17 protein-coding genes are annotated in these 12,849 nt (G+C 63.1%); 8 read left to right on the forward strand and 9 right to left on the reverse strand.

All coding sequences use genetic code 11. The features are described from left to right. Positions 1-334: 334 nt before the first annotated feature. Together APM_RS20670 and APM_RS21705 are read left to right on the forward strand one after the other, a co-directional pair. Complete coding sequence (locus APM_RS20670) at positions 335-1,387, forward strand: ATP/GTP-binding protein (protein WP_158005004.1); 1,053 nt, start codon at positions 335-337, stop codon at positions 1,385-1,387. A 66-nt stretch (positions 1,388-1,453) separates the two neighbouring features. Further along, on the forward strand, positions 1,454-2,047 hold the full coding sequence (locus APM_RS21705) for a DUF3226 domain-containing protein (RefSeq protein ID WP_371259412.1): 594 nt from the start codon (positions 1,454-1,456) through the stop codon (positions 2,045-2,047). A gap of 169 nt (positions 2,048-2,216) precedes the next feature. On the opposite strand, the gene APM_RS22760 is transcribed toward APM_RS21705, so the two are convergent. From APM_RS22760 to ruvX, 6 genes are all read right to left on the reverse strand, one after another. Then, positions 2,217-2,357, reverse strand: a complete 141-nt coding sequence (locus APM_RS22760; protein ID WP_241763178.1) for a hypothetical protein — start codon at positions 2,355-2,357, stop codon at positions 2,217-2,219. A 10-nt stretch (positions 2,358-2,367) separates the two neighbouring features. Beyond that, the gene (locus tag APM_RS15830) at positions 2,368-2,808 is read right to left on the reverse strand and encodes a hypothetical protein (RefSeq protein WP_007424397.1); all 441 of its coding nucleotides are present in this window, start codon (positions 2,806-2,808) and stop codon (positions 2,368-2,370) included. 331 nt (positions 2,809-3,139) lie between these two features. Next, positions 3,140-3,676 (reverse strand): lysozyme, encoded by a 537-nt coding sequence (locus tag APM_RS15835; protein WP_007424398.1) that lies wholly within the window; start codon positions 3,674-3,676, stop codon positions 3,140-3,142. Positions 3,677-3,776: 100 nt separating this feature from the next. Next, the gene (locus APM_RS15840; protein WP_039888981.1) at positions 3,777-4,535 is read right to left on the reverse strand and encodes a glycosyltransferase; all 759 of its coding nucleotides are present in this window, start codon (positions 4,533-4,535) and stop codon (positions 3,777-3,779) included. 10 nt (positions 4,536-4,545) lie between these two features. Then, a complete protein-coding gene (locus tag APM_RS15845) occupies positions 4,546-4,875 on the reverse strand; it encodes a hypothetical protein (RefSeq protein ID WP_007424400.1) in 330 nt (109 codons plus the stop codon). Between the two features lie 24 nt (positions 4,876-4,899). Further along, complete coding sequence (gene ruvX, locus APM_RS15850; RefSeq protein ID WP_007424401.1) at positions 4,900-5,376, reverse strand: Holliday junction resolvase RuvX; 477 nt, start codon at positions 5,374-5,376, stop codon at positions 4,900-4,902. A 46-nt stretch (positions 5,377-5,422) separates the two neighbouring features. Between ruvX and gatC the strand changes: the two genes are divergently transcribed. The 4 genes from gatC to APM_RS15870 are packed head-to-tail and all read left to right on the forward strand — an operon-like array spanning position 5,423 to position 9,334. Further along, on the forward strand, positions 5,423-5,710 hold the full coding sequence (gatC, locus tag APM_RS15855) for an Asp-tRNA(Asn)/Glu-tRNA(Gln) amidotransferase subunit GatC (protein ID WP_007424402.1): 288 nt from the start codon (positions 5,423-5,425) through the stop codon (positions 5,708-5,710). Next, complete coding sequence (gatA, locus tag APM_RS15860; protein WP_007424403.1) at positions 5,707-7,188, forward strand: Asp-tRNA(Asn)/Glu-tRNA(Gln) amidotransferase subunit GatA; 1,482 nt, start codon at positions 5,707-5,709, stop codon at positions 7,186-7,188. Before gatC ends, gatA begins: the two co-directional genes overlap by 4 nt. Continuing rightward, positions 7,185-8,648, forward strand: a complete 1,464-nt coding sequence (gene gatB, locus APM_RS15865; protein ID WP_007424404.1) for an Asp-tRNA(Asn)/Glu-tRNA(Gln) amidotransferase subunit GatB — start codon at positions 7,185-7,187, stop codon at positions 8,646-8,648. Before gatA ends, gatB begins: the two co-directional genes overlap by 4 nt. Then, the gene (locus APM_RS15870; RefSeq protein WP_007424405.1) at positions 8,645-9,334 is read left to right on the forward strand and encodes an SCO family protein; all 690 of its coding nucleotides are present in this window, start codon (positions 8,645-8,647) and stop codon (positions 9,332-9,334) included. The genes gatB and APM_RS15870 overlap by 4 nt, the downstream gene beginning before the upstream one ends. 58 nt (positions 9,335-9,392) lie before the next feature. Here APM_RS15870 and APM_RS15875 read toward each other — a convergent pair whose 3' ends face one another. Genes APM_RS15875 through APM_RS15885 form a run of 3 tightly spaced genes read right to left on the reverse strand, consistent with a single transcriptional unit; the run spans position 9,393 to position 10,860 of the window. Continuing rightward, on the reverse strand, positions 9,393-9,773 hold the full coding sequence (locus tag APM_RS15875; protein WP_007424406.1) for a c-type cytochrome: 381 nt from the start codon (positions 9,771-9,773) through the stop codon (positions 9,393-9,395). An 8-nt stretch (positions 9,774-9,781) separates the two neighbouring features. Beyond that, positions 9,782-10,216, reverse strand: a complete 435-nt coding sequence (locus tag APM_RS15880; protein WP_007424407.1) for a copper chaperone PCu(A)C — start codon at positions 10,214-10,216, stop codon at positions 9,782-9,784. Next, positions 10,216-10,860, reverse strand: coding sequence for an SCO family protein (locus APM_RS15885; protein ID WP_007424409.1), 645 nt, complete (start codon positions 10,858-10,860; stop codon positions 10,216-10,218). The genes APM_RS15880 and APM_RS15885 overlap by 1 nt, the downstream gene beginning before the upstream one ends. A 120-nt stretch (positions 10,861-10,980) precedes the next feature. Here APM_RS15885 and APM_RS15890 point away from each other — a divergent pair, with 120 nt between their 5' ends. After that, a complete protein-coding gene (locus APM_RS15890) occupies positions 10,981-12,498 on the forward strand; it encodes a glycosyltransferase family 39 protein (RefSeq protein ID WP_007424408.1) in 1,518 nt (505 codons plus the stop codon). Between the two features lie 63 nt (positions 12,499-12,561). Beyond that, positions 12,562-12,849: trehalose-phosphatase (locus APM_RS15895; RefSeq protein ID WP_039888984.1), on the forward strand; the 288-nt coding region annotated here is incomplete at its 3' end.

The raw sequence follows: 12,849 nt of genomic DNA on the forward strand, positions 1-12,849 counted from the left end.
TCCGGGGGATGTGGGGGTTGGGGTGGTCACGGGATCAAAAATCCCATGAGGGGGTGGGGGTGGGCAAGGAAGTTTGATTGTCAGATTTTCAGAAATCTACATTGTCTCTATTCAATCTCTTAGGCACTTGCATGATCATAGAAGTCATGGCACGAAAAACATCTTAGTTATTACCATATGTGGTTGATCGCATTTTGAAAGTGATACGGACCCGATTAGAACTGATACAATTAGGTAATTATAATGAAATATAATGTATATTTTTTTATACAGAAATTATTCACCGACCAGGATGGGTAGAGAGTTAAAGGCAATGTCTAATCGAAATTTCTATATGCGCAGCCTTAAAATAAAAAATTTAAGGGGCTTTAGGGATCTAAATATCCCAAAGCTAAGGCAAGTAAATTTTATAGGTGGACTAAATTCAAGTGGAAAATCATCACTACTGGAGTGCATTTTTGTTTTTTTTGATCGTAAAAATGTTGGTTCATTTTCACGATTAATTCAATTTAGAAATCTACCATTTGATTTTTTTCAACAAATACATGAACTTTTCTATCAATTTAATGATAGGATCGAAGCTTCAATTGAAGCTGAATCTATCCATGGGAAAGAAAAGCTGTCCTTTAAATATACTGAGCGATTGCCCCTCCTGCAGAATTTGAATGTACCTGCCGAAATTATACCGCAGCAAACACTACAGATTTCTGGGCAGAAGGGCTTAATCATTTCAGGACAAGTTGATAGCCTTAAAGATGAAATGTATGCCACCGGCCAAGGTAACCAAATAAATGGACATGTTGTGTCAAGTAACACACCGCGTCCACCACGATGTTTTATATTTACTGCTCTAACTCGAAATAATCATGCTGAAAATATAAAATTTTTTTCAAGCGCAATACAGAACGGTCATAAAGATAAGCTTCTTGAATGCCTTCGCCTTCTACGATCAGAAATCAAAAACATCGAACTTTTACAAATTGCTGGTCAACCGGTGATCTATGTAGATATTGGCTTGCAACGCCTCTTACCATTGGCTGATTTGGGAGACGGAATTTATTTTGCTCTTATCATCGCTTCATGTTTAGTTTCGAATGAAGATTCAATTTTGCTTTTAGATGAATTTGATGCCTGCATTCACTACAGCAAACTTGAATCAATATGGAATTTAATTTCCAAATTAGCGTCACAATTCCATGTTCAGATATTTGCAACGTCTCATTCTATCGAATCAATAAGTGCGGCTGCTTTAGGATTTGAAAAAAATCAACGGTTAAATGATTTTTCTTATATTCGGCTTGACCGTACTGATGATGGTGTAACTGCCGAAATCTATGAACCTAAAGAAATTCGTCAGGCGATAGAAAGAGAGTGGGAGGTTCGCTAAACATGATCAAAGCGAACGATTTTTTTTAATCTAAAGGAGACGCCAGATATTTTAGATCAGGACACGATATTTTTTGTGGAAGGCATCGATGATTGCTGGTTCCTTGGGTCTATTTTTTCTGAGATGGAACTTGATCCCACAAGAGTTTTAATTATATCTGTAGGAGGCCAAGATAATTTTGCAGAATATTTTCAACTTTTCCGCAAACATTCAAAATATAAGAATGGAACAATAAAGTCTATTGCGATTTTATGTGATGCAGATGATAGTTTTAGTGGAAAGACAAACCGAATGAATGCAATTTTTAGTTCGGTAAGTTGGCCTAAAATGACCCACGCTAAGCCAATTCCCGGCGTAAGAAAATTTGGGCTTTTCATTTTCCCTGAAGACGGACAAGATGGAGACTTGGAACATTTATGTTTGCAAACAGTTATAGAGACTGATATTGGCGAACTTTCATCCGATACAATAAATAGAGCGCAGCAGATACATGGTCTTTCACTAAATAATTTATCAAAGAGGCAGTCTCAAACTTACCTTGCCATTTCTTCTGGTAACCTGTGTAGAGGAGTCGGCAGAGGATTTGCTGATGGTCGCTTTAATCGTAACCATGAAAAGTTAAAACCTATAAGAATTTTTATTTCAGAAATGGTTAATTAAGTCTTTTTTTATTTTGGAATTCAAAACTTCAATTTATATATGCTGAGCGTCCTTTAGAGATTTCTTGACCCCCTCACCCCTCCCCCACCGCCGTAACGGAGGAGAAAAATGCCGCCTCCACCTCGCGTCGCCGCCTGAGACCGGGGAGCGGAATCCCGTTGGCGAGGTTTCAGCGGGGGAACTGGGCGGCGGCGGCTTTGTCGTCGCCGTTGTTCAGGAGGCGGAGCCGGGTGGGGCGGAGGAAATTGCCGGCGCCGCGGTTGTGGACGACGTCGATCCGTACCGCCCGGCGTCGCGCATCCTCGATCAAGGAAAATTTATTAGCCGGCCGGTTTGTCCTGCTGCGCGATGGCTTCCGGCAGTTCCCATTCGTCTGGCGTGGAATTGGGATCGTACCAACGATATCTATTGATGGTCCATAACATCAAACCGGAGAGCCCCAAGGCTACAACCAGCATGCCGACAAATATCAGATATGATGCAAAAACATCTTGATTGGGCGCGCGGATAAGTTGCCATACATTCCAAATCAGCAGCAACCATACGAAAAGCGACGATAAAGTTGCCACGCGCCGGAACCGCCGTACCCATTTGACGGTTCCGTAAACATACACTTTTCGCACATAGGTTACGCCGAATATCGCAAAAGCGATCGACAGAATGACTGGGCCGACGGGCAGGCCATCCGGCATGAAGACGTTCAGACCATTATCACCAAACAAAAAATACAAAACATCGAGCACCAGGACGAGCGGGGCCATTAACAAAGTTCCCGCGAACCCAGCAGAGCAGAAATTAACCGCTCGCCTGGGCGGGAGGTAGGGCCGCTTTCTGTCGTCGTTTTGGCTGGCAATATCCATGCGTTTTATTACGGATAACGTGCTTGCATGCCCGGAGCAAGCCAACCAATGGAGCGCGATTCAGGATTTACGCGACACCCGGAGACGATAGCGCGTTGATAGATATGGATATCTGACTTTGAGAAAGATGGGCGGTCAGGCGGTGTCGGCTTGCTGCGAGTCACCGCCCCATAACGGATTTTTTGCTTCCGGCCCGAATCACACATTCACAACTCTCCCTGACCGCAACACCTCACCCCTCCCCCACCGCCGTAACGGAGGAGAAGAATCGCGCCTCGGCCTCGCGTCTCCGTCGGAGGCCGGGGAGCGGGATTCCGTTGGCGAGGTCCCAGCGGGGGAACTGGGCGGCGGCGGCTTTGTAGTCGCCGTTGTTCAGGAGGCGGAGCAGGGTGGAGCGGAAGAAGTTTCCGGCGCCGAGGTTGTAGACGAAGTCGATGAGGGCGGCCTGCTGGTTGGTGGTCAGGGGGACGGTGACGGCGTGGGTGACGGTCTGGCGGGCGGCGGCGAGGTCGCGCCGGGCGAGGGTTTCGGCGGTGGCGCGGGTGATGGGCCGAGTTGCCTGGGTGACGGGGCAGCCGGTGTCGTCGCGCGTGGAGCCGTAGCCGATGGTCCAGGTGCCGGCGGCGTCGCGGTAGGGGGTGGGAGAAAAGCCTTCGAAGGGGATGATGAAGGTTTCGATCACGAGGGTGAGGATGTCGGGCGGGGATGCGGTTGTTGGGGACGGGCCGGTGATTGGCGCGGCGGTGTTCGGGGGGGTGGTGTCGGGCATTGTCTCGCTCTCCTGCGGCATCCGGCGAAGGTGCCATGATGGCGGGAAGGTGAGAAAGACTAACGGTCAATAACGTTATGGTGACGGGCGCGGCGCGGGATCAGGGGTTGGGTTCGCCGAAAGTTTTGGCGAGGGTGGCGAGGAGGCTGCCGGGGGGGAACGGGGCGTCGGGGCTGATGCCGGCGCGGCGCCACATTTCGCCATAGGCGTGGAGGAAGGCGGTTTCGGGCTTCAGGCGGGGCGGGTTGGGGCGCAGCAGGGCGGTGGGGCTTTGCCAGTAGCCGATCGGGTTGGCGAAGGCGGGCGGCATGATGGCGTAGCCGTGGGCGGGGTGGAGGCGCGAAAGCGCGGTCAGCAGGTCGGGGCCGAGTTCGCCCCAGTCGATCGCGTCCTTGGGGAAGCGTTCGGCGAGGGCGAGGGCGAGGTCGACCAGGTCGCCCTTCGTGGGGGCGGGGTTGAAGATGACGTTGTTGTTGAGGGTGATTTTCCAGCCGCGCGGGCGGAGGCGGCGGTGGAACCATTCCCATTGGGTGACGAGGAATTTGTGCGCCGGGAGAGCGGAGGCGGGGCGGAGGGCGATGACGTCGGAATCGGTCCAGAGGCCGCCGTGGCGGGAGAGGACGAGGTAGCGGAACCAGTCGGTGAAGCTGGCGATTGAGCCGCGGCGGTTGGTGAAGAGGGCGGATTGGGGGAGGATTTCGGCGGCGTCGGCCCGGGTGGCGCCGGGCGGGAGGCCGGGCTGGGGGGTGTAGGTCCAGACCGTGAGCGCGTAGCCCTGGGCGAGGAAGCTGCGGATGGCGAGGCGTTCGAGGCGGCGGGGCGGGTCGCCGTGCCAGAACATGTGGGCGCGGAGCGTCATTGCCGGAGGGTTATCGCCAGAGGGTCATGACCAGGCCGCCGGCGCAGATGAGGGCGCCGCCGAGCAGGATGGCGGGGGATGGACGGAGGCCGAAGCCGAGCCAGTTCACCAGCTGGGCGACGAGGAAGAAGAGGACGACGTAGATGCCGAGGACGCGGCCGAAATCCCACGGGCCGAGATTCACCACGAGGCCGTAGGCGGCGAGGACGAGGATGCCGGCGGCGAGGAAGGGGGCGCGGGCGAGGCCGTGGTGGTGGAGGGCGGCGCGCATCAGGGCGTCGCCGCCGACTTCGAGGGTGGCGGCGGCGGCGAGGAGGGCGAGGATGGCGGCGGTGTTCACGGTGGGGGGATTATTGTTCGGGGGTCATTCCTCGGGGCGGGGTTCGTTCAGCAGGTCGAGCGCGCCCTGGAGCATGTAGGAGGCGGCGGCGGCGTCGACCCGTCCGGCGCGTTTGGCGCGGGTGACGTCCGCCTCGATGAGGGCGCGGTTGACGGCGGCGGAGGAGAGGCGTTCGTCCATCATCGCGACGGGAAGGCCGGTTTCGCGGGCGATGGCGTGCGCCCAGTCGCGCGCGGCCTGGGCGGCGGGGCCGATCGAGCCGTCCATCGAGAGGGGCAGGCCGATGATCAGGGCGGCGGCACCTTCCTTGCGGGCGATGTCGAGAATGGTGGCGGCGGCCTCGGCGAGCTTGCCGCGCTTCATCGCGCCATAGGGGGTGGCGAGGCGGCGGCCGACATCGGAGAGGGCGATGCCGATGATCTTCGATCCGGGGTCGAGGCCGATCAGCCTTGCGTTGCGCGGCAGGGTTGAGGCGAGGTCGGTCAGGTTGAACAGTGTCATGCGCGCGTTTATGGTCCAGCGCGCTCAGAAACCCAAGGGATCAGTCATGTCTCTCGATCACGCGACGGTGCGCCGCATCGCGAAACTCGCCCGTATCCGGCTGGATGAGGACGCGGTGCCGCGGCTCGCCGGCGAACTCAACGCGATTCTCGGCTATGTGGAACAATTGGCGGAAGTGGATGTGGAGGGGGTCGCGCCGCTTTCGGGCGGGGCGCAGATGGCGCTCAGGATGCGGGAGGACGAGGTGACGGACGGGCGGTATCCGGACCGCGTGCTGGCGAACGCGCCGGAGCGGATCGGCGATTTCTTCGCGGTGCCGAAGGTGGTGGAATGAGCCTGATGGATATGACGATCGCCGCGGCGCTGGACGCGCTGGCGGCGAAGAAAGTTTCGGCGGTGGAGCTGGCCGAGGCGCATGTGGCGGCGGTCGAGGCGCTCAACCCGCGGCTGAACGCGTTCATCACGACGACGCCGGAGCTGGCGCTGGAGCAGGCGCGGGCGGCGGATGCGGCGCGGGCGAAGGGCGAGGCCCCTGCCCTTGCGGGGATTCCGATCGCGATGAAGGATCTGTTCTGCACCGAGGGGGTGCGGACGACGGCGGGATCGAGGATCCTGGAGCCGTTCGTGCCGCCGTATGAGAGCACGGTGTCGGGCAAGCTGAAGGCGGCCGGGGCGGTGATGCTGGGCAAGGCCAATCTCGACGAGTTCGCGATGGGATCGTCGAACATCACGTCGGGCTACGGGCCGGTGGAGAATCCGTGGCAGCGGGCGGATGGCGCGAAGCTCGTGCCGGGCGGATCGTCCGGCGGGTCGGCGGCGGCGGTGGCGGCGCGGATGGCGATGGGGGCGACGGGGACGGATACCGGCGGGTCGATCCGCCAGCCGGCGGCGTTCAGCGGGATCGCCGGGATCAAGCCGACCTATGGGCGGTGCTCGCGGTTCGGGATCATCGCGTTTGCCTCGTCGCTGGACCAGGCGGGGCCGATGGCGCGGACGGTGGAGGATTGCGCGATTCTGCTGCGCGAGATGAGCGGGTTCGATCCGAAGGATTCGACCTCGGCCGAGCGGGCGGTGCCGGATTTCCGGGCGGCGTGCGGGCGCGGGGTGAAGGGGCTCCGGATCGGGATTCCGGCGGAGTATCGCGTGGAGGGCATGCCGCGGGAGATCGAGAAGCTGTGGCAGGACGGGATCGACTGGCTGAAGCGCGAGGGCGCGGAGATCGTCGACGTTTCGCTGCCGCACACGAAATACGGACTGCCGGTGTATTACATCGTCGCACCCGCCGAGGCGTCGTCCAACCTCGCGCGGTATGACGGGGTGCGGTTCGGCGCGCGGGTCGAGGGCAAGGACCTGATCGATCTTTACGAGCGCACGCGGGCGGCGGGGTTCGGCGAGGAGGTGAAGCGGCGGATCATGATCGGGACCTACGTGCTCTCGGCCGGGTATTACGACGCGTATTACCTCAAGGCGCAGAAGGTGCGGGCGCTGATCCTGCGGGATTTCCAGGAGGCGTTCGGGAAGGTGGACGCGCTGCTGACGCCGACCGCACCCTCGGCGGCGTTCGCGCTGGGCGAGAAGATGGACGATCCGGTGACGATGTATCTCAACGACGTTTTCACGGTGCCGGCCTCGCTCGCCGGCGTGCCGGGGATGAGCGTGCCGGCGGGGCTGGATGCGGCCGGGCTGCCGCTCGGCTTGCAGGTGATCGGGCGGCATTTCGACGAGGAGACGGTGTTCGCCGTCTCGTCCGTGCTGGAGCGGGCGGCGGGGTTCGCGCACCGGCCGGGCGTGATGGCGGGAGGCGCGGCATGAGCTACGTGATCGAGGGGACGACCGGCGCGTGGGAGCTGGTGATCGGGCTTGAGGTCCATGCCCAGGTGATCTCGCGCTCGAAGCTGTTCAGCGGGGCGGCGACGGCGTTCGGCGCCGAACCGAACAGCCAGGTGAGCTTCGTCGATGCCGGGTTTCCGGGGATGCTGCCGGTGATCAACCGCGAATGCGTGGCGCAGGCGGTGCGCACCGGGCTCGGGCTTGCCGCGCATATCAACCTCGTCTCGCGGTTCGACCGGAAGAACTATTTCTACGCCGACCTGCCGCAGGGCTATCAGATCAGCCAGTACGAGCATCCGATCGTCGGCGCCGGGGCGATCGAGATCGAGCTGGAATCGGGCGAGACGCGGACGATCGGGATCACGCGGCTGCATCTGGAGCAGGATGCCGGCAAGTCGATGCATGACCAGCTTCCGAGCAAGTCGCTGATCGACCTCAACCGCTCGGGTGTCGCGCTGATGGAGATCGTCAGCGAGCCGGACATGCGCTCGCCGGAAGAGGCCGGCGCCTATCTGCGCAAGCTGCGCACCATCCTGCGCTATCTCGGCACCTGCGACGGCAACATGGACGAGGGCTCGATGCGGGCGGACGTCAACGTGTCGGTGCGCAAGCATGGCGAGCCGTTCCGCACCCGCTGCGAGATCAAGAACGTCAACTCCATCCGCTTCGTGATGCAGGCGATCGAGGCGGAGGCGAAGCGGCAGATCGAGATCTGGGAAGCCGGCGGGACGGTTGATCAGGAGACGCGGCTGTTCGAGCCGGCGCGCGGCGTGACCCGCTCGATGCGGAGCAAGGAGGACGCGCACGACTACCGCTATTTCCCCGAGCCGGACCTGCTGCCGCTGGTGCTGGAGGAGGAGTGGGTGGAGTCGCTGAAGGCGACGCTGCCGGAGCTGCCGGATGCGAAGCGGGCGCGGCTGATGCGCGACTTTGGCCTGTCGCGCTATGAGGCGTCGATCTTCGTGATGGAGCAGGTGACGGCGGATTTCTTCGAGACCGTCGCCGCCGGGCGCGATGCGAAGCTGGTGGCGAACTGGATGCTCGGCGATTTCTTCGCCCATCTCAACCGCACCGGGACGAGCATCGAGACCTCGCCGGTGACCGCGGCCCGGCTCGGCGAGCTGCTCGACCTGATCACCGACAAGACGATCAACGGCAAGATCGCCAAGGAGGTGCTGGAGCTGATGTTCGACACCGGCGATGCGGCGGGCGCGATCGTCGAGGCGCGCGGGCTGAAGCAGGTGACGGATACCGGCGCGATCGACGAGGCGATCGACAAGGTGATTGCCGCCAACGCCGACAAGCTCGCCGAATACAAGGCGGGGAAGGACAAGCTGTTCGGCTTCTTCGTCGGCCAGGTGATGAAGGCGATGCAGGGCAAGGGCAACCCGGCGCTGGTGAACGAGGCGCTGAAGCGGAAGATCGGCGAGCCGGGCGCATGATCCGCGCCCTCGCCGCCCTGCTGCTCGCTGCCGGCCTCGCCCTGACCCCGGCCTTCGCCGCGAATGCCTTTGCCGCGAATTCCGGGCCGGAGACGCTGAGCGGCGTGCCGCTCGGCAAGGGCGGGGTGGTGGAGGTGAGCGGGCTGGTGCCGCCGCTCGACTTCACCATGACCGAGGCGGAGACGGGAAAGACCGTCACCGCCCGGGATTTCCGCGGCCGGACGGTGCTGCTCTATTTCGGCTATACCAACTGCCCGGATGTCTGCCCCGACACGCTCTACAAGCTGCACATGCTGTTCCGCGCGCTCGGTCCGGCGGCGAAGAAGGTGGTGTTCCTGTTCGTCACCATCGATCCGAAGCGGGACACCGATGCGGTGCTGGCGAAATATGTGGCGCTGTTCGACAGCCACTTCCTCGGCCTGCGGGGCACGCCGGACCAGATCTACCGGCTGACGCGGCGCTATCGGGTGGTGGCCTCGGTGCACCCCTCGCCCGATCCGCAGAAATACCAGGTGGTGCATTCGGCGCTGGTCTACGTGTTCGACCCGAAGGGACGGGCGCGGTTCATCATTCCCGATCTTGGGCTGACGCGGCACCCGGACTACAAGGCGCTGGCCGCCGATATCAAGGCGGTGAGCCGGAGCAAGCCCGGCAGCCTGGCCGGCTGGCTGGCGCGGCTCGGCTGACGCGCCGGCCCGGTCCGCAGGGATCGGGACGCACGCTCTTCCGACGCGGGCGGGCCGGTCAGTCCGCTTCCGGCAGGGAGGCGAGATACGCGGCGATGTCGGCGCGGTCGGCCCCGGTGAGCGCGTGGGCGATGTTGCGCATCACGTAGTTTTTCCCCTGTTTCCCGGCGGCGATGGCGGCCAGGGCGGCGAGCGTGGTGGCTTGCGGCAGGCCGGCGAGGCGCGGGGCGCCGATGGCCGGGTTGCCGGCGAGATCGGTGCCGTGACAGACCATGCAGGGCAGCACCCCGTTCGCCGTGCCGTGGGCGACGATGTCTTTGCCCCGCGCCGCGTTGCCCGCTGCTGTGCCCGCTGCTGTGCCTTGGGGCGGGAGGGCGGCGGGAGCGAGAGTTGGCAGCAGGAGCAGGGCGGCGAGCAGCGCCGGGCGGAGATGCGACACGGGGGGTCTTACTGGCCCGTGGGACGGCCGTCGGCGCCGTAGACGGTGAAGGGCACGGTCAGGTCCGGCGCGTTGCGGAAGCGGAGCGTGACGTCCGCCGTCGTCCCCACCGTCATGCGCGGCTTCATGCACATGATGTGGTAGTCGCCGGGGGCGAAGCGGAACGTGCCGTGGGCGGGGATGGTGATGGAGTTCACGTCGATCATCATGTCCATCCCGCTGCGGTTGAGGCTGCGGTGCAGCATCGCGCTGCCGCAGGCGGGGGAGCTGGCGCCGGTCAGCACCGCCGCCGTGTCGCCCGCGTTGGTGAGGGTGACGAAGCCGCCGGCCGGGATCTGCGGCAGCAGGTAGCGGAACCAGCCGCCCTGCGCCGTGACGGCGGGGGCGGCGGAAGCGGCCGCGGGAAGCAGGAGGCACGCGAGGGCGGCGAGGACGCGGCGCATCAGGATCTGTCCATGGTCTTGCGGATGAGGGCGGCGACCGCCGGCAGGTCGGGCCGCGAGGTGGGGAAGCTGGCGAGCAGGGCGACGGCGCGGCCGTCCGGCCCGAAGAGATAGGTGGCGCTGCTGTGGCGGATGGCGGATTCGGGATCGGGCGAATCGGGGCCGGTGGGGGCGCGGTAATAGACGCCGAAGCGCTTTGCCGCCGCCTTGAGTTCCGCCGGAGTGCCGCGCAGGCCGGTGAAGACCGGCGGCTTGCCGAATTTCGCGACGTACGCCTTCAGGCGGGCTTGCGTGTCGTAGGCGAGGTCGATGGTGACGAAGGCGACCCGCAGGTCCGGGCCGTCCTTGCCCAGCAGGGTGACGAGCTTCGCCGCGTTCTGCATGGTCAGCGGGCAGGTATCCGGGCAGCGGGTGAAGCCGAAATAGAGGATCACCGGATGGCCGCGAAAGGCCGCTTCGGTGACGGGACGGCCGGTTTCGACATCCTCCATGCGGAAGGCGAGCGGCGGGAGATGGCCTTCGAGCGGGACGATGGCCGGGCCGGCGGGGGCGCTGTCGGCCCAGGCGGAGCGCAGGGCGAGGCCGCCGAGTGCGAGGCCGGAGAGGCCGAGCATGGTGCGGCGGTCGAGGGCTTGTCGTGACATCGTGAACCTCCGTGTGGCGCCGGTGTTAGGGCGGGATTCGGCACCCGGCAAGTCAGGCTCGCGTGAGACCGGGGCGGCGGCGCTTGACCGGCCGGCACGCCTCGCCCATGCGGTGCGGTCATGAAGCAGATGAAACCGGGCAGCGCGGCGCTGCTCGTCATTCTCGCCGCGACGCTGGCGCGGCTCGTCCTCGCCGCCGGCATGGGGCTCGGGATCGACGAGAGCTACATGGTCGCCGCCGCGCACACGTTCCAGCTTTCGTATTTCGACCATCCGCCGATCTCGTGGTGGATGGAACTCGGCATCCAGCGGCTGACCGGGCTGCACTCGCCGTTCATCGTGCGGCTGCCGTTCATCGCGATGTTCGCGGCGACGGGCGGGCTGATGTACGGGCTGACACGGCGGCTGTTCTCGCCGGCGGCGGGGTTGTGGGCGGTGATCGGGCTGAACATCTCGCCGGTGTTCTCGCTCGCCTTCGGCACCTGGGTGCTGCCGGACGGGCCGCTCGACTTCTTCCTCGTCGGCGCCGCCTGGGCGCTGGCGCGGGCGCTGGGAATCGGGCGGCCGGAGATGGAGGCCACGCCGGATGCGGATTTCTGGCCGCTGGCGGGCATCCTGATCGGCCTCGCGATGACCTCGAAATATAACGCCGTGCTGGTGATGGCGGGGGCGCTGCTGTTCATGCTGGTGGATGCGCGGGCGCGGCGGGCGCTGGCGACGCCGGGGCCGTGGGTGGCCTGCGTGCTGGCGGCGGTGGTGTTCTCGCCGGTGGTGATCTGGAACGCGCTGAACGGCTGGGCGTCGTTCGGCTATCAGGGCGACCGGGCGACCGGGTTCGGGCTGCATCCGCTGCGGCCCTTCGCGATCTGGGGCGGCGAGGCGCTGTTCGTGGCCCCCTGGATCTTCGTGCCGATGGCCGCCCTGATGATCGGCGGGCTGCGGGGGAGCGACCGGCGGGCGCGGCTGCTGGCCTGGCTGGGCGTGGTGCCTGTGGTGCTGTTCTCGGTGATCGGGCTGTGGTCGTCGCGCAAGATTTTGTTCCACTGGGCGGCGCCGGGCTACCTGATGCTGTTCCCGCTGCTCGGCGACTGGGTAGTGCGGCAGGCGGGGACGATGCGGCTGTGGATCGGCCGGGCGGCGAAGGGAACGGCGGCGCTGCTGGTGGCGGCGGCGCTGTTCATCGCCCTGCAGGTGCGGTTCGGCATCGTGCCTGGGTTCGATTCGATGTTTCCGCCCGGCAAGTCCCCCACGTTGCAGGCGATCGACTGGACCAGCTTCCGCACGGCGCTGAAGGCGCGCGGGCAGTTCGACCAGCCGGGGCTGGCGCTCGCCGCGCTGCGCTGGTTCGATGCCGGGAAGATCGCCTATGCGGTGGGGCCGAGCATGCGGATGACGGTGTTCGAGGGCGATCCGCACGAGTTCGGCGTGGTCACGCCGCCGCAATCGCTGATCGGCGAAAATATCCTGATCGCGGCGATGCCGGGATCGGTCGCGGCGATCGAGAAACGGTATGCGCCGCGGTTCCGCTCGATCACCGTGGAGCCGCCGATCGACATCGTCCATGACGGCCATGTGCTGCTGCGGATTCCGATGCTGCTGGGGCACGATCTGCTCTCGTGGCCGGGGACGCGGCGGTAGCGTTCCGCCAGCGAACCGGCTTCGTTGCTTGATCGGGGCATCATCCATGCCCATTTCGGGGGAATGAAACCGATCCTGACGCGCGATCACGCGCTGTTCCTCGATCTGGACGGCACGTTGCTGGAGTTTGCCCCGACGGCGGAAGAGGTGGCGGTGCCCGCGGGGCTGGGGGCGATGCTGCGCGGGCTCGCGGCGCAGCGCGACGGGGCGCTGGCGATACTCTCGGGGCGGTCGCTCGCGCAGATCGACGCGGTGACCGCGGACCCCTTCCCCGCCGGCGCCGAGCACGGGTTCGTGCTGCGCGACGCGGCGGGGCGAATCCATCATCCGGTGCGGCAGACGGCCAACCGC

This window comes from Acidiphilium sp. PM, assembly GCF_000219295.1.
GTDB lineage: Bacteria > Pseudomonadota > Alphaproteobacteria > Acetobacterales > Acetobacteraceae > Acidiphilium > Acidiphilium multivorum.